Here is a 23579-nt window from a genome sequence, read left to right on the forward strand (position 1 = left end):
GAAACCCGGAGCCCATGCCAGGGCTCCGGCAGGCAAGCGCTTACAGGTTGCCGTCGAGGAACGCCGTGAGCTGCGACTTGGACAGCGCGCCGACCTTCTGGGCCGCGACCGCACCGTTCTTGAACAGGATCAGCGTCGGGATACCGCGGATGCCGAACTTGGCCGGCACTTGCTGGTTCTCATCGACGTTGATCTTGGCGATCTGCAGCTTGTCGCCGTAGTCCTTGGCCACTTCGTCCAGGATCGGGGCGATCATCTTGCAGGGGCCGCACCATTCGGCCCAGAAGTCGAGCAGGACAGGCTTGTCGGACTGGAGGACGTCGGCGTCGAACGAGGCGTCGCTCACATACTTGATTTGTTCACTCATGGCGGAAAACCTCTGGTTTCGCTCAGTTTATGTCAATGGCTGGGAATGGCCGAACCGCTACCTTACACGAGAATCCCCGGATTCGCCTGACGGCGCCTGGCGGGGATTCGCCGCGGCGGCCGCTGTCGCGCCCCGGTTTCGTCGATATGTTACCAGTTTGCGGATTTTCAAGACGGTTCCCAAAAGGCCCCGTTAGCGGTCCGGATAATCGCCGGCAGTGTATATATTCTGCCTTGGATTTCCGGTTCACATGAATGGTTGTTTCAATGGGGTCAAGAGATTCCGACAATCGGTCATGTGGGACAAGCGGCACTTTTTGGGCGCCAGCACGCTGCCCGGATTTGCCCGGACGTGTGCCTGATGCGCCCGCCGGACGCGTAGAATAGAAGGGCAGCACTTCCTGCGCGCCATGCGCCATCGACAAGGCCATCGACATGACTCCCGATTCCCGCAAGCCCACACAGCCCGACGCCGAGCCGGCGTCTCCGGATGTGGAACACCTGAGCGACGCGCTGGATCACATCAGCAGCGCGGTCGAGACCAACAGCATTGCCAGCGGCGCGGCCAAGGGGCTGGTGTACAGCATTATCGAGACCCTCGGCACGCTGGTGGGCGACCCGGACCTACCCGAGCATGCGCGCTCGGGCTACGAAGGCCTGCTCGAGACCGCGCGCGAGATCCGCGCGCGGCTGGAGGGCGGCCCGCACTGAGCGGGACGGGCGCGGGGCCTGCCGCGCGATTCGCAGATTCCGCCATGGTCCGCCGCTTGCAAATGCCGCAGCGGGCAGTCAGCCCTCGTTGTTTCCGTTATTGCCGTTGCTTTCACTCTTGTCCCTACGCAGTCCGCGTAACCCGCGGCACGTGCGCTCATGACGCCACTGCGCTTTCGTCCAGGCCCGGATTTCCTCGACCAGGCGGCTGCGGCTGCCTGGCATTTCCTTGACCACTGCGGTGTGCCCGAGGCCGCCGCGCATGTGGTCGTGCCGACCGCGGCGCAGATCCCGGGCGTGCGCATGGCGCTCGACGCCGCGGCGCGCGCCGCCGGCCGGCCGCGCCTGCTGCCCCGTGTCCTGACCCTGGGACACTGGCTGCTCGACCTGCCGCCCGATGGCTCGCCGGTGCGCAGCCATGCCGCCCGCCTGCTGGCCGTGCAGCAGGCCGTGCGCGCGCAGGACTGGCTGAGGCGCTCGTTCGGCGCCCAGACGGAATCCGCGGCGTGGGGTTTGGCGCAGACGCTCCTGTCGATCTGCGACGAACTCAATACGCGCTGGCTCGAGGACGTCGCCGTGAGCGACGGCGAAGCCATGGACGGTACGGATCGCGCGTCGCTGCTGCAAGGCGCGCTGGAGCGTACCTATGCGCATCTGTCCGAGCGGCTGCTCGGCGAGGAGGCGCGCATCGTGCTCGCGTTCTGGCAGGCGCTATCAGGTCCGGACGATCCCTTGCCGTCGCGCCGGCGTGCACTGCGCCAGCTTGCACAGCAACTCTCAGGGCCGGTCGTGTGGATTGCCCCGACACCGCCGACGCCCATCGAGGGTGCCTTCCTGCGCGATGCAGCCGAGCTGGTGCCGGTGCTGGAGGTCGGCTATGACTGGTCGGGCACCGGTGAAGCCGAGGCGGCCGGCTGGTACGACACGCTGGTTGCGCTGTGGCCGGAGGCGCGCATTGCCGATGACGGCGATGCACCGGTATTCGCGCAGGCCATGCCAGTGCTGCCAGAGGCGCGGCCATCGATTCGCGTCATCGGCGCCGCCCGTTTCGAGGACGAAGCGGCCGCCGCGGCGGACCAGCTCGTGCAATGGCTCAACGCGGGGCGCCGCAATATCGCGCTGGTCGCGCACGACCGCGTCGTGGCCAGGCGCGTGCGTGCCTTGCTCGCGCGTGCCGGGGCACCGGTGCGCGATGAAACCGGCTGGAAGCTGTCGACCACGCGCGCCGCGGCGGCACTGATGCGCTGGTTCGACCTGCTGGTGCGCGATGGCGACACCGCTGCGCTGCTCGACCTGCTGAAGAGCCCGTTCTGCCTGCCCGAATTCACGGACCGCGGCGCCGCCATCGCGATGATCGAGCGCCGGGTCCGGCGCGACAATGTCAGCGGCGGATGGGACCGGTTGCGCCACCTGTCCGGCGCGCTGCCTGCCGCGCCGGCGGAAGCCGACGACGCGGAAATCCAGCGGGCAGAGGCAGTGCGCCGCAGCGCGGGCGAGCTGCTCGCTGTGCTCGCCGACGAGGCCGCCCGCTGGCCGCGCGGCGTTGCACAGCATCCGTTGTCGGTCTGGCTGGGCTGCCTGGACGGCACGCTCGACGCGCTCGGCATGCGCACCGCGCTCGCCGCGGACGAGGCGGGCCGGCAATTGCTTGACGCGCTGGCGCGGCTGCAGGACCTGCCATCGGATGAAACCAGTTCGCATGCCACGCTGTGCCAGGCGGAATTCCGCGCGATGCTTTCCGCGTTGCTGGAGTCGGTGGCGTACAAGGAGCCCTCTGCCGCCGGCTCGGCACGGATCACCATCCTGCCGCTCAACGGCGCACGCATGCGCCGGTTCGACGGGGTCGTGGTGGTCGGCTGCGACGACGCGCAATTGCCGTCGAGCGCCGCCGAACTGATGTTCTTCTCCAACCAGATGCGCCGCGAACTGGAGCTCGAAGACCGCGAAGCGCGCTTTGCGCAGCAGGCCCGCGACCTGGCGGAAGTCCTGCTCAATAACAACGATGTCGTGCTGACGTGGCAGCGCCTGGGCGGACGTGGCGAGCCCAAGCACGTGTCCGGCTGGATCGAGCGCTTGTCCGCGTGCTGCGCGCGTGCGGGCGTGACGATTGAAGCGAGCATGGCTCCGCTCATCCACCAGACGTTCGCCGATACGCGCGGCATGCCCGCGCCGGCTGCACCCGAGCTGGTGCCGGTTCGCTGGAGCGCGCAGGCCTACAACATGCTGCGGCGCTGCCCCTATCAGTTCTTCGCTGGCCGCATGCTGGGCCTGGCCGGACTGGAGGCTGTCAGTGACGACCTGGAAAAACGCGATATTGGCGAGTTGCTGCACCGCGTGCTGCTGCGCTACCACCGCGAGCTGCAGATGCGGCGCGAACGCGGCGAAGTGGTGCCGGAGCCGGCGAGGCTCGACAGGTTGCGCGAGATATCGGACGACATCTTCGGCGCGTTGATGGCCGAGGACGGCAATGCGATCGGCTACTATCGGCGCTGGTGCGAAGTGCTGCCGTCCTATGTGGCATGGCAAAGCGACCGCGAAGCGCAAGGATGGTTCTGGCGCGGCGGCGAGCTGGACGCCGGCGTGGACCTGCCCATGCCCGACGGCAGGCCGATCCGGCTGAACGGTCGCATCGACCGGCTCGACCAGGGCCCGGACGGTGCGCATGCCGTGCTCGACTACAAGACGCAGAGCGCCACGCGCCTCAAGCGCAAGACCAGCGAGGTCGAGGAAGATTGCCAGCTGCCGTTCTATGGCCTGCTGCGTGCCGATGCGGTCGGCGGAAGCTGGGTGTCGCTGGAAGGCGCACGCGAAGGCGCTGCGGGGCCCCAGCGCGAAGTCGACCTGCCGGATTTCGATGCCGCTGTCGCCTGGCTGGAGCAGCAGATGCGCAGCGACGTCATGCGCCTGCGCGAAGGCGTGCGGCTGCCGGCATTCGGCGACGCCTCGGCCTGTACGTACTGCAATGCCCGCGGCCTGTGCCGCAAGGGCTTCTGGGAATCCACCGCCGTGCCGGACCTGACATCATGACGGTTCACGCCTACTTGCGCGACGGCCAGCCAGTGAGCGAGGCCGAATTCACGCGTGCCGCCTGCGATCCTGCCAGTTCGGTGGTGGTCGAGGCCTGCGCCGGGAGCGGCAAGACCTGGCTGCTGGTGGCGCGCCTGGTGCGCCTGCTGCTGGCTGGTGCCGCCCCGCACGAGATCCTGGCCATCACCTTCACCCGCAAGGCCGCGGAAGAAATGCGCGAGCGCCTGATGGAGGTGCTCGCGCAGATGGCGCGCGACAGCGACGAGGCGGTGATCGAGTCGCTGCTCATGCGCGGCATGACGCCGCAGGCCGCCAGCGAAGCGCTGCCGCGCGCGCGGCGCCTGCATGCGCAGGTGCTGGCCGCACCCGGGCGCATGGCGATCGACACCTTCCACGGCTGGTTCGGCACGCTGCTGCGCGGCGCGCCGCTCGCATCAGGTGTCGTGCCGGGCGCCTCCTTGCGCGAAGACGCGCTGCGCATGAAGCGCGAGGCGTGGGCGCCGGTCTGGCGCTCGCTGGCGGCACCGCGGTATGCGGAGCTGCGGCAGGCGTACGAGACGCTGGTCGATGCCGTCGGTGAATTCCAGGCGCGCGGCTTGCTCGACGCCATGTTCCACGCGCGCAGCGAGTGGTGGGCCATGCGCGAAGGCGGCGATCCGGCCGAGGCGCTGGCCGAGTGCCTTGGCGAAGATGCACAGGGCGACGTGCTGGTGCCGGCGCTGTGTGACGAAGCGTGGCTCGACATGTGCCAGTCGCTGGCGTCGCGACTCGGTGCGGGCGGCAAGACCGAACAGGCGCATGCGGGCCGCATCCAGGATGCGCTGATTGCCATCCGTGCCTGGTGCGAGGCGGGCGCGGCGCCTGGCAAGCCGGCCGAGCAGGCTTTCGCGCTGCTGCGCACGGCATTCTTTACCGCTGCGGGCAGCCCGCGTTCGCTGCGCCGGACCAGTGCGCTGGTCAAGTCGGCAGGCGGGGAATCGCAGGTGGACGCGCTGGTGGCGCAGCACGCCGAGCTGTGTGCGATGCTCGATGAGATCAGCGCCCGTCGTTGCGAAGCCGCTGTGCTCGCGGTCAACCTGGCGCTCTACCGCCTCGGCGACGCGCTGCTGGAACGCTACCAGCAGTACAAGAGCGAGCAGCGTGCGATGGATTTTGCCGACCTGGAGTGGCAGGCCGCCTGCCTGATGGCCGAGGAGGAGACCGCCACCTATCTGCAGGTGCGGCTCGATGCGCGCTACCGCCACCTGCTGTTGGACGAATTCCAGGACACCAACCCGCTGCAGTGGCGCATCCTGCAAGGGTGGCTGGCCGGCTACGCGGGTCTGGGAGAGCGCCCGACGGTGTTCCTGGTCGGCGATCCCAAGCAATCGATCTATCGCTTCCGCCGCGCCGACGCACGCCTGTTCGGCGCCGCAAGCACCATGCTCCAGGCGGAGTTCGGCGCCACGGTGCTGCGCACCAACCGCACCCGCCGGAACCGCATGGAAGTGCTGGCGTGGGTCAACGCCGTGTTCGATGCCGCGCGTGGCGAAGGCCGCTATCCGCTCTACGAAACGCAGACCACCGCGCTGCCTGAGGGCGGCGGACCGGTCTGGCTGCTGCCGCTGGTGGAGTCCGAAGACAGCGGATCGACCGATGCGCTGGCCGAGGAGCCGGACGCGTCTTCCGATGCGGCGTCCGAATCCGGCCATCGTGACACCTTGCTGCAGCCACGCCGTCAGGAAGGCGACTCGCTGCGCCTGGAAGAAGGCCGGCGCGTCGCGGCATGGCTGCGCCATATCCATGACACGGTCCCGGTCCACGAGGGCGGCGAACAGCGGCCCGCGCGCTGGAGCGACATGCACCTGCTGGTGCGGCGCAAGACCCACCTGGCCGACTACGAGCGCGCCTTGCGCGAGGCTGGCATTCCGTGCCTGAGCCCGCGCCGCGGCGGCCTGCTGGCTACCCTGGAGGCGCTGGACCTGTCGGCGCTGCTGGCGTTCCTGATGACGCCGGAGTCCGACCTGGATCTTGCCCACGTGCTCAAGAGCCCGCTGGTCGGCGCCACGGATGACGACCTCGTTGCGCTGTCGCAACTGGAGGGAGAGGGTGGCTGGTGGGCGCGCATCGATGCCGGGGGTGTCCCGCAGGCATGCTCCGACGCCGTGCGCGAAGGTGTGGCGCGGCTGCGGCACTGGTTGCGGCTGGCGCCGCACCAGCCTGTGCATGACCTGATTGACCAGATCTTCCATGGCGGCGAAGTGCGGCGGCGCTATGCCGAAGCCGCGCCGCCGGATATCCGCGAGCAGGTGCTGGCCAACCTCGATGCATTCCTGAAGCTGTCGCTGGACCTGGATGGCGGCCGCTATCCGAGCCTGCCGAAGTTCATCGACGAACTGCAGGAAATCCGCCGCGGCGATGAGCAGGAAAGCCCCGACGAAGGCGGCATGGCCGAGGACACCGAGCCCGCTGACGAGGATCCCGCGCAGGCCGGGCTGGATGCCGTGCATATCCTGACCGTCCATGCCGCCAAGGGGCTGGAGGCGCCGTTCGTCGTGTTGCTGGATGCGAACCACAGCGATCCGGCGCCGGACCGTGGCGGCATCCTGATCGACTGGCCGCCGGAATCGCGCGTGCCACGGCATTTTTCCGCCTATGGCAAGCGCAGCGAACGCGGGCTGGCCCGCATGCCACTGTTCGAGGCCGAGGCCGCACTGGGCGAGCGCGAAAACTGGAACCTGCTGTACGTGGCGATGACGCGTGCCCAGCAAGGCTTGCTGGTCAGCGGCGTCAAGGGCCGCGCCAGCAAGAACGCCGAAGGCGAACCGGGAAGCGAAATCGCGGGTAGCTGGTATGTCCGCCTGCAGGCAGCCGGGGTGGCCGAGGCCGTGGCTGAGCGTCCGCCAGTGCAGGCGGACAATTTGCCCGTGGCATCGCGCCTGAGCGAGCCCGTGCGTTTCACGGACTTCCGGCTTCGCTACCGCGATGCGGCGGGCGTGGTGGAATTTGCCGATGATCAGGACGGCATGGGTGAATCCCTGCTCGAGGCATCGGGCGACGAAACCGAAGGCATCGTCTTCAATGCCGCCGCGGCGCGCCACGGCGAGCTGATCCACGCGCTGCTGGAGCGGATCACGCGCTATCCCGATGCGTTCGATGCCGTGCCGGACGTGCCGACGGTACTGCGCTGGTTTCCGCTGGCCGGGGCCGGCTCGCCAGGCGCTCGGCAGGCCTGGCTGGCCCAGGTGGAAGAGGCGGTCGGCGCGGTGCAGGCGATGCTGTCGGCCCCGGCGTTGTCGCCGCTGCTGCAGGCGTTTGACGCAGTGTCGGCTCGCAATGAGGTCGAGCTCTACGACGGGCGCGGCAGGCTGCTGCGTATTGACCGCCTGGTCGAATTCGACGACAAGGTCGTCATCATCGACTACAAGCTGCGTCTGCTGCCACAAGAGCGCGCCGCCTATCGTGCCCAGCTCATGCGCTATGTCGCTGCCGTGGCGCCGATGTTCCCCGGCAAGCGTGTGGAGGCCGGCGTAGCCACGGCGCAGGGCGAGTGGATTCCGGTCGAAGCGTTGTCCGTGCCGGCGGCGGAGCCGGTGCAGGGCTCATTGTTCTGAATACCGGACTGAATACCGGAAGTGCGGCGTCCTGCTGCCTTGCCGGAATCGGCGCAGAATGGAGGAAGCGGCGCCCGGGGCCTTGCTGTACTAAAGTGACTGGATGTGCGACGCGGAGTGGCGCAAGGAGGCGCCCAAAAGGCCTGAATTGCGTAGGGGATTCTGCCGGACAGCGGGGAACGAGCGGGAGGGTAGTGGGAGGGTATAAGGTGGACGAGCCTGGCCCTCGGCACTGGTGGAAAACGGCTATGGCTGCTTCGTTCCCGACCTGACCAGGTTGACCGCGCCACCATGCGAGGAGGCCCGTCCGACCGCCATTGTAACCCAGAGTGGACGCACTGCGTTGAAGTTGCGGAAATTTGACCTGGCTTGACCTAGCGCAGGCGATGTTCCCCGCAGTGCCCCGAGCATACCGGCTGCCCAATCCGGACATGAATGGTGAGCCAAGACATGAACGCAAACGACCAGATCCTCCGTGGCGCGCTGGCGCCGCAGGAAATCTCGACTGAAGTCCTGCTGGAGAAATACGCCAAAGGCGAGGAGCAGAGCGCTACCGAGGTGCGCGAGCGCGTGGCGCGCGCGCTCGCGCAGGTGGAGGCCGAAGACCAGCGCGAGGCCTGGGCGGCGCGTTTCCTGTGGGCGCAGGAGAACGGCTTCGTGCCGGCAGGCCGCATCAACTCGGCCGCGGGCACCGGCATCCAGGCTACGCTGATCAACTGCTTCGTGCAGCCCGTGGGGGATTCGGTGTCGGAGCCGCGCGATGGCCGGCCCAGCATCTACACCGCGGTCGCGCAGGCAGCCGAAACCATGCGCCGCGGCGGCGGCGTCGGCTATGACTTCTCGGCCATCCGGCCGGCCGGCGCGCTGGTGCGCGCCACGCATTCGCGCGCATCGGGTCCGGTGTCGTTCATGAAGGTGTTCGATGCGTCGTGCGCGACGGTCGAGTCGGCCGGGGCGCGGCGTGGCGCGCAGATGGGCGTGCTGCGTTGCGACCACCCGGATATCGAGAGCTTCATCCACGCCAAGGACAAAGGCGAACTCAGCAACTTCAATATCTCGATCGGCGTCACCGACGCATTCATGCGCGCGGTCGAGAACGACGAGGAAGTGGAACTGGTGCACGAGGCCGAGCCCGGCGCGGACCTCATTGGTGCCGGCGCCTACCGGCGCGATGACGGGCAGTGGGTCTACCGCCGCATGCCCGCGCGCCTGCTGTGGGACCAGGTCATGCACGCGACCTACGACCACGCCGAGCCTGGCATCCTGTTCCTGTCGCGCATCAACGCCGACAACAACCTCTATTACTGCGAGACCATCGAAGCGACCAACCCGTGCGCCGAGCAACCGCTGCCGTCGTACGGCTGCTGCTGCCTGGGTTCGGTCAACCTGACGCGCTTCGTGCGCCAGCCGTTTTCCCCTGACAGCGAGTTCGACTTCGACGCCTTCGCCGAAGTGGTCCGCGTGGCCACGCGCATGCTGGACAACGTGCTCGACGCGACCTTCTGGCCCTTGCCCGAGCAGCGGGCCGAGGCACAGGCCAAGCGCCGCGTAGGCCTGGGGTTCCTGGGCCTGGGCAGCGCACTGGTGATGCTGGGCCTGCGCTATGACAGCGGGCCGGCGCGCGCACTTGCCGCCCGCATTTCCGAGCGCATGCGCGATGAAGCCTACCTGGCATCGACCGCGCTGGCCGCGGAGAAGGGTGCGTTCCCGCTGTTCGATGCCGATGCCTACCTGCAGAGCGGCTTTGCAAGCCGGCTGCCCGAGGCCGTGCGCCAGGCGATCGAGCGCAATGGGCTGCGCAACTCGCACCTGCTGTCGATTGCGCCGACCGGCACGATCACGCTGGCGTTTGCCGACAACGCGTCGAACGGCATCGAGCCGGCCTTCTCGTGGACCTACAACCGCAAGAAGCGCATGCCGGACAACACCTACCGCAGCTTCGAGGTGGCCGACCATGCATGGCGGCTCTACCGTCACATGGGTGCCGACATGGACCAGCTGCCCGATGCCTTCGTGACGGCGCTGCAGATGTCGGCGCTCGACCATATGCGCATGCTGCAGGCCGTGCAGCCCTATATCGACACCAGCATCAGCAAGACCGTCAACGTGCCGGAGGACTATCCATACGAGGCGTTCCGCAACCTGTATTTCGAGGCCTGGAAGGCGGGGCTGAAGGGGCTGGCGACGTACCGGCCGAACAGCGTGCTCGGTGCCGTGCTGTCGGTCAGTACGCCCACCGCTCCGGCTGCGGCGCCTGCGGCGGCGGACGACCCGCTGGTGCGGCCTTTCGGCAGCCGCCCTGTGGGCGACCTGGAGGGAGTGACCTCCAAGCTCGACTACATGACCTACGAAGGCCACAAGACGGTCTACCTGACCGTGAACTTCATGCGGGTCAGCGGCGTGCTGGACGGCAAGCCGGTCGAGATCGAGCGGCCGATCGAGTTCTTCATGCCGGCCGGCCAGCGCAGCGAGGGGCAGCAGTGGATCACGTCGACCATGCGCCTGCTGTCCATGGTGGCGCGCTCGGGTGGATCGGTGGCCAAGGCGCTCGCCGACATGCGCAATGTCGTGTGGGACAAGGGCACGGTCCGCTATGGCACATTGGTGCGGCAGGACGGCACGGAAGTGCCGCGCTTCCATGATTCCGAGGTGGCGGCTATCGGCTACGCGCTGCAGCGCATCCTGATCAAGCGCGGGTTCCTGGATACCGAGGGCACCCAGGTGCCGGTGGCCGAGCTGGCAGCGCGCCTGGCCCGCCGCGAAGGCGCTGCCGCAGGGGAGGAGATCGGGCAAGACGCCGTTGTTGCGGCTGCCCCCGTCAACCCGGCCCTTGGCACCGGAAAACCCTGCCCGGAGTGTGGCGCGCACGCCCTGCACAAGGTAGACGGCTGCGCCAAGTGCGCCAACTGCGGATACGTGGGCGAGTGCGGCTGATCCGGCCCCGCGCGAGCCCAGGCGGCGCCAAGGCTGGCGGGCGGACGGATTGCCGCGGCGGCCGCCGTCGCGGCGCCGCCATTTGCTACAATCGCCGCCATGAGTTATCAAGTTCTAGCGCGCAAATGGCGCCCCAGGGATTTCACCACGCTGGTCGGCCAGGAGCACGTGGTCCGCGCGCTCACGCACGCGCTGGAACAGCAACGGCTGCACCACGCCTACCTGTTCACCGGCACGCGCGGCGTCGGCAAGACCACGCTGTCCCGGATCCTGGCCAAGGCCCTCAACTGCACCGGCGCTGACGGCAACGGCGGCATCACCGCGCAGCCGTGCGGCCAGTGCCAGGCCTGCACCGAAATCGACAGCGGCCGCTTCGTCGACTATATCGAGATGGACGCGGCGTCCAACCGCGGCGTCGACGAAATGGCGCAGCTGCTGGACAAGGCGGTGTACGCGCCGACGGCGGGGCGCTTCAAGGTCTACATGATCGACGAAGTGCACATGCTGACCAACCACGCCTTCAACGCGATGCTGAAGACGCTGGAGGAGCCGCCTGGCCACGTCAAGTTCATCCTGGCCACCACCGACCCGCAGAAGATCCCGGTCACGGTGCTGTCGCGCTGCCTGCAGTTCAACCTCAAGCAGATGCCGCCGGGACACATCGTGTCCCACCTGGACAATATCCTGGCGCAAGAGGGCATCGGCCATGACGGCAATGCCCTGCGGCTGCTGGCCCAGGCGGCCCACGGCTCGATGCGCGACGCGCTGTCGCTGACCGACCAGGCCATCGCCTATAGTGCAGGCCAGGTTTCCGAAGAGGCCGTACGCGGCATGCTGGGCGCGATTGACCAGGGCTACCTGGTGCAGCTGCTCGACGCGCTGGCGGCCGAGGACGGCGCCGCGCTGATCGGCATTGCCGATGCCATGGCCGACCGCAGCCTGTCGTTCGCCGGTGCCCTGCAGGACCTTGGTTCGCTGCTGCACAAGATCGCGCTGGCCCAGGCCGTGCCAGCTTCGGTGCAGGAAGAGTGGCCGGAAGCCGGGGACGTGCGCCGGCTGGCGGGCGTGTTCGATGCCCAGGAAGTCCAGCTGTTCTACCAGATTGCCAACCTCGGCCGCAGCGAACTGGCGCTGGCGCCTGACGAGTACGCGGGCTTCACCATGACGCTGCTGCGCATGCTGGCATTCCGCCCGTCGTCCAGTCCGGAACCCTTGCCTGCCACGGCATCGGGCCAGGGCGGTGGCGCTACGCCGCGCGCGCGAACTGCGGCGGCAGCCGCACCGGTCGTGGCTGAACCCATGGCGCGCTATGTGGAATCCGCTGTGTCGCCTGCGCCGGCAGCGCAGGCGCCCGCGGTTGCTGCACCGGCCAGGCCGGACGCCAGCAGTGACGCGCCGATGTCTCCAGCCCGCGCCGCCCTGGCGGCGGCACGCCAGGCCTCCGCTGGCCGCGGCGGCTCAGGCCGCGCGCCGGCCGCGGCGCCGATGCCAACGCCGACCGGTGGCGCTGCACGCCAGCCGGCCCAGCCACTGCGTGCGCCGGCGCCTGCCGCTTCATCGCGCCCGGCACCGGCTCCGGCGGCAAGGCCCGCCCAGCCGGCCGCGGCGCCCGCACCTGTCCGCAAGCCTGCGCAGGAACCGGAAAGCGTGCCGCCCTGGGAAGCCTCGGGCGGCAGCGACATTCCGCCGTGGGAAGAGCTGCCCCCGGATCTGCCGGTCTTTGGTCCCTATGACAGCGAGCCCGTGAGTCTGCCGCCGAAGGCGGCAGCGCCTGCTCGCTCGCCCAAGCCGGAAGCTCCCGCGCCCGAGGCACCGCGCCCGAGACCCGTGGCCAAGGCTGTCCCGCCGCGGCCGCCAGTCGCAGCGGAAGACGGCACGCCGCCGGTGTTCACGGGCGAGTGGCCGACGCTCGCTGCCAGCCTGTCGCTCAAGGGGCTGACGCAGCAGTTGGCCTACCAGAGCGAACTGACCCAGGTGGTCGGGCGTACCCTCCACCTGCGTATTCCGGTTGCGGCAATCGGCGAGAACGGCGTCGCCGAGCGCCTGCAGCAGGCGCTGTCGGATCATTTCGGCGTAGCGGTGCGTGTCCTGTGCGAAATCGGCGCGGTCTCCGAAACGGCCGCCGCGGCCGATGCCCAGGCCCGTGCCGAGCGCCAGCGCGAGGCCGAGGCCAATATCGAGGCCGACCCGTTCGTGCAAGGCCTGCTGCGCGACTTCGGCGGGCAGATCGTGCCGGGCTCGATCCAGCCGCGCGTAGCCTGATTTTCCAGGCCGCGCGGCGCGCGGCCTTTCAACCGTTTTCTATCGAATCCAGGAGCATTCCATCATGATGAAAGGTCAACTGGCCGGGCTGATGAAGCAAGCCCAGCAAATGCAGGAAAACATGAAGAAGATGCAGGAGCAACTGGCCCAGATCGAGGTCGAGGGCCAGTCCGGCGCCGGCCTCGTGAAGGTGGTCATGACCTGCAAGAACGACGTGAAGCGCGTCACCATCGATCCGAGCCTGCTGGCCGACGACAAGGACCTGCTGGAAGACCTGGTGGCCGCCGCGTTCAATGACGCCGTGCGCAAGGCCGAGGCGACCACGCAGGAAAAGATGGGCTCGATGACCTCGGGCCTGCCGCTGCCGCCGGGCTTCAAGCTGCCGTTCTGAGGCACACTGCCGGCACAACCATGGCGCGTGCAATGTTCATGCCGCTGGCTGGGGGGCAGTCGTGAAGGCTTCCCCTCCGACCTCGCTGCAGGCGCTGATCGAGGCGCTGCGGGTGTTGCCCGGCGTGGGTCCGAAGTCCGCCCAGCGCATGGCTTACCACCTGCTGCAGCACGACCGTGAAGGCGCACGCAAGCTCGGCGACGCGTTGCGCGGCGCGGCCGATCACATCCGCCATTGCGCGCGCTGCAATACTTTCACCGAGCAGGAAATCTGCGAAACTTGTCTTGACGACCGGCGTGACGGTTCGATCCTGTGCGTGGTGGAAACACCCGCCGACCAGATCATGATCGAACAGACGCTGACCTATCGCGGCAAGTATTTCGTGCTGATGGGCCGGCTGTCGCCGCTTGATGGCATTGGCCCGAAGGAAATCCATCTCGACCGCCTGCTCGCGCGAGCCACCGATCCGGAGATGGGCGGCCCGGTGAGCGAAGTCATCGTCGCCACCAATTTCACCAGCGAAGGCGAAGCCACCGCGCATTACATCGGCGAAATGCTCAAGGCGCGCGGGCTCAAGGTGTCGCGCCTGGCGCGCGGGGTACCGGTGGGCGGCGAACTGGAATACGTCGATGCCGGCACCATTGCCCGCGCGGTGATGGATCGCCGCAATCTCTAAGGCCTGGCGCATCCGGCACCATGGCCCGACCTGGACATTTTTCCGCCATCCCACTTCGGCAACACTCGCGATGAACCTGGCCCGCTTCGATCTTGTCACGCTTGGCTTGTTCGTGGCCGTGGTCCGGCAGGGCAGCATTTCGGCGGGGGCCAGGCAGTCGCACCTGGCCGTGGCCGCCGCCAGCAAGCGGATCTCGGACCTGGAGGCGGCCGTGGGCGCGCCGCTGTTCTTCCGCCATGCCGCGGGCGTGCAGCTCACCGAAGCCGGGCAAGCCTGCTTCCACCATGCGCTGACCATCCTGCAGGACGTCGAGCGCATGGCCGGCGTGATGTCGGACTACGCGAGCGGCGTACGCGGGCAGGTGCGCGTCTGTGCCAACACCTCGGCCATCACGCAGTTCCTGCCCGATGACCTGGCGGCCTTCATGCGGCTGCATCCGACCATCCGCATCGAGCTGGAAGAGCAGAACAGCAGCGACATCGTCGCCGCGCTGGTCGAGAACCGCGCCGACGTCGGCATCTTTGCCGACCGCACGCCATGCGCGGGCCTGGTGACCGTGGAGTACCGCCAGGACGAACTGGTCATGGTCACGCCGCCGGGCCATCCGCTTTCCGAGCGCGGGCCCGTGCGCTACGCCGACACCCTCGAATACGACTTCGTCAGCCTGCCGCAGGTGACCTCGCTGGCCGCGCGCCTGCTGGAGGAAAGCAGCCGGCTGGACCGCCCGTTCCGGCTGCGCATCCAGGTGCGCAGCTTCGATGCCATGTGCCGCATGGTGATGGCCGGGCTCGGTGTCGGCGTGCTGCCGCGCATCGCCGCCGAGCCGCATGTGAAGTCGATGGGGCTGTCGCTGGTGTCGCTGCAGGATGCCTGGGCGAAGCGCTCGCTTCTGATCGGCATGCGGGACCCGGCCGGCCTGACGGTCTCGGCCCGGTTGCTGATCACCCACCTCTGCGGCGACCGCGCGCCGTTCTAGGCACATCAAGAAGGCCCAGGCCTTTCGCATTCCGAGAAAACCCGCTTCTCCGATTGCCGATTCCGGCCAGCGGGCTGCTGAGGCACACTCCGTCGAAACGCAATCGCGGCCGCCAGATTCCCCGGCAGGCCGCACGGTACGGAGACATTCATGGCGCAACAGATTCTCGAGGGCATCCGCGTCCTCGAACTCGGGCAACTGATTGCCGGCCCTTTCGCGGCCAAGACCCTGGCCGACTTCGGCGCCCACGTGGTCAAGGTGGAGCCGCCCGGGCAGGGCGATCCGCTGCGCAAATGGCGCATGCTGCATGAAGGCACCTCGGTCTGGTGGGAAGCGCAATCGCGCAACAAGGAATCGATCTGCATCGACCTGCGCCAGCCGGAAGGCCAGGCACTGGTGCGCAAGCTGGCCGCCGAAGCCGACGTCCTGATCGAGAATTTCCGCCCCGGCACCATGGAGAAGTGGGGCCTGGGCTGGGACGTGCTGCATGCCGACAATCCTCGCCTGATCATGCTGCGCGTGTCGGGTTATGGCCAGACCGGCCCCAAGAAGGATGAGCCGGGATTTGCCGCTGTGGCCGAGGCCATGGCCGGCCTGCGCCACCTGACCGGCGAGCCGGGCCGGGCTCCGGTGCGGGCAGGCCTGTCGCTGGGCGACACGATCGCCGGGCTGCACGGTGCGATGGGCGTGCTGCTGGCCCTCTACCAGCGCGACGCGCGCGGCGGGGAAGGGCAGGTCATCGACGTGGCGCTGTACGAGTCGCTGTTCAATCTCAGCGAAAGCCTGCTGCCGGAGTACTCGGCATTCGGCGCGGTGCGCCAGCCTGCTGGCGGCGCGCTGCCCGGCATTGCACCGTCGAACGCCTATCCGTGCCAGAGCGGCGAATACGTGCTGGTGGCGGCCAATGGCGATGCCATCTTCAAGCGCATGATGCATGCGATCGGCCGCGCCGACCTGGCGGAGGATCCAACGCTCGCACAAAACGACGGGCGCGTGAAGCGCGTCGAGGAAATCGACGCCGCCATTGGCGCCTGGACAAGTACGCAGACTGTGGAGTCGGTGCTGGCCGTGCTGCGCGAGGCCGAGGTGCCGTCGGGGCGCATCTACACCGTGAAGGACATCGCCGAAGACCCGCACTACCGTGCGCGTGGCGTGATCGAGTCGGTCACGTCGGCCGGCGGCCTGACCGTGGAAGTGCCCGGCATCGTGCCGAAGCTCTCGGGCAGTCCCGGCGAGATCCATGACCGCGCGCCGACGCTTGGCGAGCATACCGATGCCGTGCTGGCCCAGGCCGGGTTCGACGCCGCGGCGATTGCCGACCTGCGTGCCCGCAAGGTGATCGCATGAGCGCCGCCGCTTTTTCCACCGCAGCCCTGCGCGGCCCGGCCCGTATCGAGATCAATGAAGTGGCGCCGCGCGACGGCCTGCAGATCGAGCCCGTGGTGGTGCCAACCGACGCCAAGGTCGCCTTTGTCGATGCCTTGTCCGCCTGCGGCTTCGCGCGCATCGAAGCGACATCGTTCACGTCCGCCAAGGCCATCCCGGCACTGGCCGATGCCGAGGCCCTGATGCATCGCATGCGCCGCCAGCCGGACGTGCGCTACACCGCGCTGGTGCCGAACCTGCGCGGCCTGGAGCGGGCGCTGTCGTGCCGGCCGGACGAGGTCAACCTGGTGATGTCGACCAGCGAGACCCACAACCGAGCCAATCTGCGCATGACGCGCGGGCAGTCGCAGGCGCAGTTGCTGGCGATGATCGCCGAGGCGCGTGCGGCCGGCGTGCCGGTCAACGTTTCGTTGTCGACCGTGTTCGGGTGCCCGTTCGAGGGCGAGGTGGGCAGCGATGCCGTGATGGCGCTGGCCGAGAGTTTTGCGGACGCCGGCGCGGAGGGCATCACGCTGTGCGACACCACCGGCATGGCCTATCCGAACCAGGTGGCACAGGTGTGCGAACAGTTCCAGCAGCGCTTTCCGGACACGGCGCTGACCATCCACCTGCACAACACGCGCGGCATGGGGCTGGCCAATGCGGTGGCCGCATGGGAAACCGGCGTCAGGCGCTTTGATGCTGCCGCCGGCGGCTTGGGCGGCTGCCCCTATGCGCCGGGCGCCAGCGGCAACGTCAGCACCGAGGAACTCGTGCACATGTTTGCCTGCATGGGCGTGCAGACCGGCGTGGACCTGCCAGCTTTGCTTGATGTCGTGGCTGGCATACCGGCGCTGGTGGACCGCGACGTCGGCAGCCAGTTGCTGCGCGCGGGCCCGCGTCTGCGTACGCACCAGCCGCCAGCCTGGCTGGTAGAGCATTTCGCCGGCCAGGATTAGCTTCCTGCGGCAAGCGCGCCGCGGGAAGCTGCGGCGCGACGATAAGAAAGATCAGTCAATACCGATACCGATACCGGAGACATTCCATGAAGCAAGCCTTCTCTTTCCTGCCTGCACGCCGCAAGCTGATGGCGGCAGCCATGCTCGCGCTCGGCGGCGCTATCGCGGCGACCGCGCCGTGCGCCTTTGCCCAGGACGGCAGCTACCCGAACCGTCCTGTCACGCTGGTGGTCTCGGCCGCGGCGGGCGGCACCACCGACCTGGCGGCACGCATGATTTCCGAACCGCTGGCCAAGGCCTTGGGCCAGGCGGTGGTGGTGGACAACCGCCCCGGCGGCAACGGCGGCATCGCCGCGCAGGTCGTGGCGCGTGCCAAGCCGGACGGCTACACGCTGCTGGTGCAGTACTCGGGCTTTCACGTCATCACGCCGCTGCTGGTGAAGAACTTGTCGTGGGACCCGGTCAAGGATTTCGCACCGGTGGCTAACCTGCTGTCGGCGCCGCAGGTGCTGGTCGTGCGCCAGGGCCTCCCGGTGAAGTCGATGAAGGAACTGGTGGCCTACGCCAAGAGCCATCCGGACAAGCTGAACTATGCGTCGTCGGGCAATGGCTCGCTGCAGCATGTCTCGACCGAACTGCTTAACCAGATGGCGGGCATCCACATCACCCACGTGCCGTACAAGGGTACCGGCCCGGCCATGACCGACCTGCTCGGCGGCAACGTGGACCTGACCATGACCACGCCGCCGCCGCTGATGGGCCATATCGCCGCGGGCAAGCTGCGCCCGCTGGTGGTGACCAGCAAGACCCGCCTGCCCAGCCTGAAGGATGTGCCGTCGGCACCGGAAGCAGGCTATCCGGACCTGGATGTGTCGTCGTGGTTCGCCATGTACGCGCCGGCGGGCACGCCCAAGCCCGTGATCGACAAGCTGGCCGGTGAAATCGAAAAGATCATGCGCACCGACGCGTTCCGCAAGAAGGCCGAGGAACTTGGTGCCGAGGCTGTGTTCATGGGCCCGCAGCAACTCGCGCAGTACCAGAAAGCGGAACTGGCGCGCTGGGGCAAGGTGATCAAGTCCGCCGATATCCACGCCGAATAAGCGCGGGCGGCAAGCCGATCGAAAGCAAAGGGGCGTAAGCTGGGGCCGGCTGCCGATTGGCCGGCTTTAGGTATTCGCCCCGATGCGGGTCCGTGAAAGGTCCGCTAGCATCGCACTAGGCCGCCGGGCGGCATGCCGTTTGCAGATCCCAACGGGTAGGAGAATCGAATGTATAACAACAAATTCTGGAAGCAGTTGCTGATCGCGCTGGCGTTGTTCCTGGCAGGGTGGTTCACCTTCGGCCAGGCGCAGGCACAGGGCAAGCCCGAAAAGACCAAGGTGACGATCGCCGTCGGCGGCAAGAACCTGTTCTATTACCTGCCGCTGACCATCGCGGAGCGGCTGGGGTACTTCAAGGAAGAAGGGCTGGACGTCGAGATCGTCGACTTCGCGGGCGGCGCCAAGGCGCTGCAGGCGGTGGTGGGCGGCAGTGCTGACGTGGTTTCCGGCGCCTTCGAGCACACCATCGCGCTACAGTCCAAGGGACAGCGCTACCAGGAGTTCGTGCTGCAGGGCCGCGCGCCGCAGATCGTGCTGGTGGTGTCGAACAAGACCATGCCGGGCTTCAAGTCGGTCGCCGACCTGAAAGGCAAGAAGATCGGCGTGACCGCACCGGGTTCGTCGACCAACATGATGGCCAATTTCGTGCTGGCCAAGGCCGGGCTCAAGCCGTCGGACGTATCGTTCATCGGCGTGGGTGCCAGCGCCGGCGCGGTGGCCGCGATGCGCTCGGGGCAGATCGACGCCATGGCCAATCTGGATCCGGTGATCTCGATGCTGACGCAGAAGAACGAAGTGCGCATCGCGTCGGATACCCGTACGCTGAAGGACACGCAGGCCGTGTTCGGCGGCAATATGCCTTCAGGCTGCCTGTACGCGTCGACGGCATTCATCCAGCAGAACCCCAACACCACGCAGGCGCTGACCAACGCCATGGTGCGCGCGCTGAAGTGGCTGCAGAAGGCCGGCCCGTCCGACATCGTCAAGACCGTGCCCGAGAGCTACCTGCTCGGCGACCGCGCGCTGTACCTGGCCGCCTGGGACAAGGTCAAGGAAGCGATCTCCCCGGACGGCGTGATGCCGGCCGATGGCCCGCGCACCGCGCTGAACATGCTGCAGCAGTTCGATGCCGAGCTGAAGGGCAAGACCATCAGGCTCGAAGACACGTACACCAACGCGTTCGTGCAGAAGGCCAACGCGAAGTACAAGTAAGCCCGCGCCGCTTCCGCCCCCGGCCCGCTGTGTGAAGCGGGCCTTTGCATTGCAGGGACGGAGGCCATTCATACCCTCGATCCGCGCCGGCGTGCCCTGTGCCGGCGCTTGGCGAACGAGACGATTTCCCCATGAGCACTCCCGCACTTTCCCTCGACAAGGTCACCTGCACTTTTGTCTCGCGCGAAGACCGCAACCAGCGTTATACGGCGGTCAAGGACGTTACCCTGGCGATCCAGCCGGGCGAGTTCGTTTCCGTGGTCGGCCCGACCGGCTGCGGCAAGTCCACGCTGCTCAATGTCGGCGCCGGCCTGCTGGAGCCATCCAGCGGCGAGATCACGGTCTTTGGCGAGCCGCTGCGCGGCCTCAACCGGCGCGCCGGCTACATGTTCCAGGCCGAAGCGCTGATGCCGTGGCGCAGCGCGCTCGACAATGTGGTGGCCGGGCTGGAGTTCCGCGGCGTGCCGCGTGCCGAGGCGGTGAAACAGGGCGAGGAATGGCTGCGCCGCGTGGGCCTGGGCGGCTTCGGCGACCGCTATCCGCACCAGCTCTCGGGCGGCATGCGCAAGCGCGTCAGCCTGGCGCAGACGCTGGTGCTGGACCCGGACATCATCCTGATGGACGAACCGTTCTCCGCACTCGATATCCAGACGCGCCAACTGATGGAAAACGAGGTGCTGGATCTTTGGGCGGCCAAGCGCAAGGCTGTGCTCTTCATCACCCACGACCTCGACGAGGCGATCGCCATGAGCGACCGCGTGGTAGTGCTGTCCGCCGGGCCGGGCACGCACCCGATCGGCGAGTTCGTCATCGACCTGCCGCGCCCGCGCGATGTGGCGGAGATCCGCAGCCATCCGCGCTTCGTCGAACTGCACGCCGCGATCTGGGACGTGCTGCGCGAAGAGGTTCTCAAGGGCTATGCCCAGCAGCGTAACGCCGCCGCCGCGTGAACGCCGCGGCCAATCTGATACCGAATCCGAATTCCCATGGCATTCCGTCCTGACTCCAAGGGCATGCTGCGCGTCTGGCAGCTGCTGGTCCTGGTGGTGATCCTCGGCGTGTGGCACGTGGCCACGCGCTCGCAAGAGATCGCCTTCTTCTTCGGCGAGCCGCTGATGGTGGCGCAGCGCATCTGGAACTGGTTTATCGTCGAGCGCGATATCTACCTGCACCTGGGCGTGACGCTGATCGAAACCGTGCTGGCCTTCGGCATCGGTACCGTGGCCGGCCTGGGCGTGGGCCTGTGGCTGGCGCTGAGCCCGCTGACGTCGGCCATCCTCGATCCGTACGTGAAGGCGATGAACTCGATGCCGCGCGTGATCCTGGCGCCGATCTTCGCGGTGTGGTTCGGCCTGGGCATCTGGTCCAAGGTGGCACTGGCCGTGACGCTGGTGTTCTTCATCGTCTTCTTCAACGTCTACCAGGGCGTGAAGGAAGTCAGTCCCGTGGTGCTGGCCAATGCGCGCATGCTGGGCGCCAACCGCCAGCAACTGCTGCGCCACGTGTACCTGCCGAGCGCGACGAGCTGGGTGTTTTCGTCGCTGCACACATCGGTGGGCCTGGCTTTCGTCGGTGCGGTGGTGGGCGAATACCTCGGCTCCGCGCGCGGTGTGGGCTACCTGATCCTGCAGGCCGAAGGGACGTTCGACATCAATACCGTGTTCGCGGGCATCGTGGTCCTGACGGCGTTTGCGCTGGTACTGGACTGGATGGTCGGGGCTGGCGAAAAGCGGCTGATGAAGTGGCAGCCGAAGACGGGCGAAACCGAGAAGCTCTGATCGGGCATTAGGTAAGCGGCTAGCCGTCCGGTGCGGGGAAACGGACCGTGACAGTCAGGCCGCCGCCGGGAGTCTCTTCCAGGCCGGCAACCCCCTGGTGCAGCCTCGCGATCTCCCTGACGATCGGCAGGCCAAGCCCGGTGCCTTCCACGCCCTGGCCGCTTTCACCGCGGTAGAAGCGCCGGAACACGTCCTCGCGCTCGGCCGGAGCAATGCCGGGGCCATTGTCGACCACCTGCAGCAGGGCCCCGCCGTCGGCTTCCTGTGCAACCTTTACCGTGACAGTCGCTCCGTCGCCCGCATAGCGGATGGCATTGTCGATGAGGTTGGCGGTCAGTTCCTGCAGCAGTTCCATTTGCCCGAGCATGGTCGCCGGGCCATCTCCCTCGAATCCCAGATCCACGCCTTGCCTGCGTGCGACCGGCGCCCATTCCAGTGCGACCGCGCGCGCCACTGCGTCGAGCGGAACATCGCGCAGCGTGGGCGCGTAACCGCTTTCCGGGTCGAGCCGCGACAGGGACAGCAGTTGCTGCACGCCCTTGGCGGCATGACGCACGGTGCCGTGCAGCACGCGCATATGCTCGCGTACGCGCTCGCCATCGGGCTCGCGCAGCGCCAGTTCGGATTCGGCCTGGATCACGGCCAGCGGCGTCTTGAGCTGGTGCGCGGCATCGGCAAAGAAGCGCTTGCGGGCCTGCAGCATGCGGTGCAGGCGATCGACATACTGGTTGAGCGCGTGCACCAGCGGCTTCATTTCCGATGGCAGGTCCCGATGCTCGATCGGGTCGAGCTGGCTGGCGCTGCGTGCGGCCACGGTGTCGGAGAGGCGGTGCAGCGGCCGCAACCCGCGGCGCACGCCGAGCCAGACGATGCCCAGCGCCAGCGCCACGAGCACGAGTTCCTGCAGTAGCGAGCCAAGCAGGATCTCCCGCGCCAGCGCCTGGCGCGGCTCGATGGTCTCGCCGACCACGACCCACACCAGCTGGCTGCGGGCCGAGCCCACGTCATGGATCGGCAGGGCCTGTGCGGCCATGCGCAATGGCTGTTCGCGGAACACGGTATCGTAGAACACGGTCCGGTAGAGCGGCGGGCGGGCGCCGGGCGGCCCTGGGAGGTCGCTGTAGCCGGTGACCGTCTCCCCGGTTTCGGCGCGAACCTGGTAGAAGACATGCGGGCCGGCCTTGTCGTCGAACAGTTCCAGCGCCAGGCTCGGCACGTCGATCTCAAGCCGGCCGTCGCGCAGGGCGATGCCTTCCCGCATGGCGCGCAGCGAGGCTTCGAGCGTGCGGTCGAAGGCGGTGTGCGCGGCCGACATGGCGCGCTCGTAGGTCAGCCAGGCATCCAGTGCCAGCAGTCCCAGCAGCGGCAGCAGCAGCCACAGGGAAAGCTGCAGGCGCAGGCTCGGCGTCCTGCCCAGGATGCTCATGGCGCGGGCTGTGGCCGCGATTCGAGCAGGTAGCCGAGGCCCCGCAGGGTGACGATCGCCACGCCGCTGCCATCCAGCTTCTTGCGCAGGCGATGGATGTAGATCTCGATGGCATCTGCGTTGACCGACTCGTCGATGCCGAAGATCTTCTCGGAGAGGGCCGACTTGTTCACGGCCTTGCCGTCGCGCAGCATCAGCACCTCCAGCACCGAGCGCTCGCGCCGCGTGAGCTGCAGAAGTTCTCCGTCGATGGTGAAGGCGTGGCTCACGCTGTCGTATTGCAGCGGGCCGCAGCTCAGCTGCGTGGATTCGTGCCCGTGGCTGCGCCGTATCAGCGCCCGCGCCCGGGCTTCCAGTTCGGACAGGTCAAAAGGCTTGGCCAGGTAGTCGTCAGCGCCCAGGTCCAGGCCGCGTACGCGGTCTTCCACCGTGCCGTGCGCGGTGAGGATCAGTACCGGCATCCGGTTGCGGCGCTGGCGCAGCCGGCGCAACACCTCGAGCCCGTCCAGCCTCGGCAAACCGAGGTCAAGGATGAGCAGGGCGTAGTCCTGCGTGGCAAGCAGGTGGTCGGCGCTGCGGCCGTCGTGCATGCAGTCGACGGTGAAGCCGGCCTGGGTCATGGCCCGGCTCAGCGAGTTGGCCAGCATCACGTTGTCTTCGGCAAGCAGGATACGCATCGGGCAATTCAAGGCGGCAAGGCGGGGTGCGTGGTGGCACGAGGGGGCGGCGTTCTCCGCACAGGCCAGGCAGCCATGCGGCCGAGCGTGCACGTCCGTGACCCGCCACGGCGCACAGCCTTGGGG

Annotated in this window: 17 protein-coding genes and 1 other RNA gene; 14 read left to right on the forward strand and 4 right to left on the reverse strand. The window is 67.9% G+C overall.

The window, feature by feature from the left end:
- Nucleotides 1–40: 40 nt before the first annotated feature.
- Nucleotides 41–367 (reverse strand): thioredoxin TrxA, encoded by a 327-nt coding sequence (trxA, locus tag LDO29_RS03665; protein ID WP_010814265.1) that lies wholly within the window; start codon nucleotides 365–367, stop codon nucleotides 41–43.
- A gap of 434 nt (nucleotides 368–801) precedes the next feature.
- Here trxA and LDO29_RS03670 point away from each other — a divergent pair, with 434 nt between their 5' ends.
- The 3 genes from LDO29_RS03670 (at nucleotide 802) to LDO29_RS03680 (ending at nucleotide 7697) form a co-directional block, all read left to right on the forward strand.
- On the forward strand, nucleotides 802–1077 hold the full coding sequence (locus LDO29_RS03670) for a hypothetical protein (protein WP_224078412.1): 276 nt from the start codon (nucleotides 802–804) through the stop codon (nucleotides 1075–1077).
- A gap of 159 nt (nucleotides 1078–1236) precedes the next feature.
- Nucleotides 1237–4104, forward strand: a complete 2868-nt coding sequence (locus tag LDO29_RS03675; RefSeq protein WP_224078413.1) for a PD-(D/E)XK nuclease family protein — start codon at nucleotides 1237–1239, stop codon at nucleotides 4102–4104.
- The gene (locus LDO29_RS03680) at nucleotides 4101–7697 is read left to right on the forward strand and encodes a UvrD-helicase domain-containing protein (RefSeq protein ID WP_224078414.1); all 3597 of its coding nucleotides are present in this window, start codon (nucleotides 4101–4103) and stop codon (nucleotides 7695–7697) included. Before LDO29_RS03675 ends, LDO29_RS03680 begins: the two co-directional genes overlap by 4 nt.
- A gap of 209 nt (nucleotides 7698–7906) precedes the next feature.
- On the opposite strand, the gene ffs is transcribed toward LDO29_RS03680, so the two are convergent.
- An RNA gene (gene ffs, locus LDO29_RS03685) (signal recognition particle sRNA small type) lies at nucleotides 7907–8005 on the reverse strand.
- Between the two features lie 142 nt (nucleotides 8006–8147).
- Here ffs and LDO29_RS03690 point away from each other — a divergent pair.
- The 11 genes from LDO29_RS03690 to LDO29_RS03740 all read left to right on the forward strand — a co-directional run bounded on the left by LDO29_RS03690 (nucleotide 8148) and on the right by LDO29_RS03740 (nucleotide 21350).
- On the forward strand, nucleotides 8148–10631 hold the full coding sequence (locus LDO29_RS03690; RefSeq protein WP_224078415.1) for an adenosylcobalamin-dependent ribonucleoside-diphosphate reductase: 2484 nt from the start codon (nucleotides 8148–8150) through the stop codon (nucleotides 10629–10631).
- 99 nt (nucleotides 10632–10730) lie between these two features.
- Nucleotides 10731–12893: a DNA polymerase III subunit gamma/tau gene (locus LDO29_RS03695; protein ID WP_224078416.1), complete on the forward strand. Its 2163-nt coding sequence runs from the start codon at nucleotides 10731–10733 to the stop codon at nucleotides 12891–12893.
- 64 nt (nucleotides 12894–12957) lie between these two features.
- Entirely contained in the window at nucleotides 12958–13284 is a 327-nt protein-coding gene (locus tag LDO29_RS03700) for a YbaB/EbfC family nucleoid-associated protein (protein ID WP_008647477.1), read from the forward strand.
- A gap of 61 nt (nucleotides 13285–13345) precedes the next feature.
- Nucleotides 13346–13960: a recombination mediator RecR gene (recR, locus tag LDO29_RS03705; RefSeq protein WP_224078417.1), complete on the forward strand. Its 615-nt coding sequence runs from the start codon at nucleotides 13346–13348 to the stop codon at nucleotides 13958–13960.
- A gap of 70 nt (nucleotides 13961–14030) precedes the next feature.
- Nucleotides 14031–14936: a LysR family transcriptional regulator gene (locus tag LDO29_RS03710; RefSeq protein ID WP_224078418.1), complete on the forward strand. Its 906-nt coding sequence runs from the start codon at nucleotides 14031–14033 to the stop codon at nucleotides 14934–14936.
- A 150-nt stretch (nucleotides 14937–15086) separates the two neighbouring features.
- Nucleotides 15087–16283 (forward strand): CaiB/BaiF CoA transferase family protein, encoded by a 1197-nt coding sequence (locus LDO29_RS03715; RefSeq protein ID WP_224078419.1) that lies wholly within the window; start codon nucleotides 15087–15089, stop codon nucleotides 16281–16283.
- Nucleotides 16280–17260 (forward strand): hydroxymethylglutaryl-CoA lyase, encoded by a 981-nt coding sequence (locus tag LDO29_RS03720; protein WP_224078420.1) that lies wholly within the window; start codon nucleotides 16280–16282, stop codon nucleotides 17258–17260. The genes LDO29_RS03715 and LDO29_RS03720 overlap by 4 nt, the downstream gene beginning before the upstream one ends.
- Before the next feature lie 86 nt (nucleotides 17261–17346).
- On the forward strand, nucleotides 17347–18360 hold the full coding sequence (locus tag LDO29_RS03725; protein WP_224078421.1) for a Bug family tripartite tricarboxylate transporter substrate binding protein: 1014 nt from the start codon (nucleotides 17347–17349) through the stop codon (nucleotides 18358–18360).
- Between the two features lie 168 nt (nucleotides 18361–18528).
- Nucleotides 18529–19572: an ABC transporter substrate-binding protein gene (locus LDO29_RS03730; RefSeq protein ID WP_224078422.1), complete on the forward strand. Its 1044-nt coding sequence runs from the start codon at nucleotides 18529–18531 to the stop codon at nucleotides 19570–19572.
- Between the two features lie 131 nt (nucleotides 19573–19703).
- Nucleotides 19704–20522 carry an ABC transporter ATP-binding protein gene (locus LDO29_RS03735; RefSeq protein WP_224078423.1) on the forward strand — a complete coding sequence of 273 codons (819 nt, stop codon included), beginning with the start codon at nucleotides 19704–19706 and terminating at the stop codon, nucleotides 20520–20522.
- A 36-nt stretch (nucleotides 20523–20558) separates the two neighbouring features.
- Complete coding sequence (locus LDO29_RS03740) at nucleotides 20559–21350, forward strand: ABC transporter permease (protein WP_224078424.1); 792 nt, start codon at nucleotides 20559–20561, stop codon at nucleotides 21348–21350.
- A 19-nt stretch (nucleotides 21351–21369) separates the two neighbouring features.
- Here LDO29_RS03740 and LDO29_RS03745 read toward each other — a convergent pair whose 3' ends face one another.
- Both LDO29_RS03745 and LDO29_RS03750 read right to left on the reverse strand, forming a co-directional pair.
- On the reverse strand, nucleotides 21370–22776 hold the full coding sequence (locus tag LDO29_RS03745) for a sensor histidine kinase (RefSeq protein ID WP_224078425.1): 1407 nt from the start codon (nucleotides 22774–22776) through the stop codon (nucleotides 21370–21372).
- Nucleotides 22773–23453 (reverse strand): response regulator, encoded by a 681-nt coding sequence (locus LDO29_RS03750; RefSeq protein WP_224078426.1) that lies wholly within the window; start codon nucleotides 23451–23453, stop codon nucleotides 22773–22775. The genes LDO29_RS03745 and LDO29_RS03750 overlap by 4 nt, the downstream gene beginning before the upstream one ends.
- Between the last annotated feature and the right edge of the window lie 126 nt (nucleotides 23454–23579).

Origin of the sequence: Cupriavidus laharis, assembly GCF_914271435.1 — a bacterium.
GTDB lineage: Bacteria > Pseudomonadota > Gammaproteobacteria > Burkholderiales > Burkholderiaceae > Cupriavidus > Cupriavidus laharis.

What these genes read in the sequence shown, in the direction of transcription:
- LDO29_RS03720 (WP_224078420.1), top strand. Translation starts at nt 16,280, where the DNA reads ATGAGCGCCGCCGCTTTTTCCACCGCAGCCCTGCGCGGCCCGGCCCGT.
- LDO29_RS03690 (WP_224078415.1), top strand. Translation starts at nt 8,148, where the DNA reads ATGAACGCAAACGACCAGATCCTCCGTGGCGCGCTGGCGCCGCAGGAA.
- LDO29_RS03725 (WP_224078421.1), top strand. Translation starts at nt 17,347, where the DNA reads ATGAAGCAAGCCTTCTCTTTCCTGCCTGCACGCCGCAAGCTGATGGCG.
- LDO29_RS03675 (WP_224078413.1), top strand. Translation starts at nt 1,237, where the DNA reads ATGACGCCACTGCGCTTTCGTCCAGGCCCGGATTTCCTCGACCAGGCG.
- LDO29_RS03740 (WP_224078424.1), top strand. Translation starts at nt 20,559, where the DNA reads ATGGCATTCCGTCCTGACTCCAAGGGCATGCTGCGCGTCTGGCAGCTG.
- LDO29_RS03745 (WP_224078425.1), bottom strand. Translation starts at nt 22,776, where the DNA reads ATGAGCATCCTGGGCAGGACGCCGAGCCTGCGCCTGCAGCTTTCCCTG.
- LDO29_RS03680 (WP_224078414.1), top strand. Translation starts at nt 4,101, where the DNA reads ATGACGGTTCACGCCTACTTGCGCGACGGCCAGCCAGTGAGCGAGGCC.
- LDO29_RS03700 (WP_008647477.1), top strand. Translation starts at nt 12,958, where the DNA reads ATGATGAAAGGTCAACTGGCCGGGCTGATGAAGCAAGCCCAGCAAATG.
- LDO29_RS03710 (WP_224078418.1), top strand. Translation starts at nt 14,031, where the DNA reads ATGAACCTGGCCCGCTTCGATCTTGTCACGCTTGGCTTGTTCGTGGCC.
- trxA (WP_010814265.1), bottom strand. Translation starts at nt 367, where the DNA reads ATGAGTGAACAAATCAAGTATGTGAGCGACGCCTCGTTCGACGCCGAC.
- LDO29_RS03695 (WP_224078416.1), top strand. Translation starts at nt 10,731, where the DNA reads ATGAGTTATCAAGTTCTAGCGCGCAAATGGCGCCCCAGGGATTTCACC.
- LDO29_RS03750 (WP_224078426.1), bottom strand. Translation starts at nt 23,453, where the DNA reads ATGCGTATCCTGCTTGCCGAAGACAACGTGATGCTGGCCAACTCGCTG.
- LDO29_RS03730 (WP_224078422.1), top strand. Translation starts at nt 18,529, where the DNA reads ATGTATAACAACAAATTCTGGAAGCAGTTGCTGATCGCGCTGGCGTTG.
- LDO29_RS03715 (WP_224078419.1), top strand. Translation starts at nt 15,087, where the DNA reads ATGGCGCAACAGATTCTCGAGGGCATCCGCGTCCTCGAACTCGGGCAA.
- LDO29_RS03670 (WP_224078412.1), top strand. Translation starts at nt 802, where the DNA reads ATGACTCCCGATTCCCGCAAGCCCACACAGCCCGACGCCGAGCCGGCG.
- LDO29_RS03735 (WP_224078423.1), top strand. Translation starts at nt 19,704, where the DNA reads ATGAGCACTCCCGCACTTTCCCTCGACAAGGTCACCTGCACTTTTGTC.